Here is a 252-nt window from a genome sequence, read left to right as displayed (position 1 = left end):
CAATTCGTCCTTTATCTTCATGGATAAATACGGTTTGAGCCCGCGCGAATATTCGCTGGTTTTCTCCGTGAATGCGATTTCGTTTTTCGGTGCTTCGCAGTTCAACGGTATGCTGGCTAGCCGTTATGGTCTGAACCGTCTGGTGGCCTATGCGATAACCGGTTATCTGGTGACAATGATCACTATGGTGTTGGCTGCGCTGCTGCTTACGCAAAGCCTGTGGGTGATTATGACATTCCTGTTTATCGGTAA

General features: G+C 48.0%; 1 pseudogene. It reads left to right on the top strand.

Annotated elements, in window-relative coordinates:
- Positions 1-252, top strand: a pseudogene (locus HBA93_RS22330) (multidrug effflux MFS transporter); the annotation flags it as partial.

It is taken from the genome of Ochrobactrum sp. SFR4, from assembly GCF_019730395.1.
In the GTDB taxonomy this organism is placed as follows: Bacteria; Pseudomonadota; Alphaproteobacteria; order Rhizobiales; family Rhizobiaceae; genus Pseudochrobactrum.
This window is presented reverse-complemented; position numbering and strand designations above follow the sequence as displayed.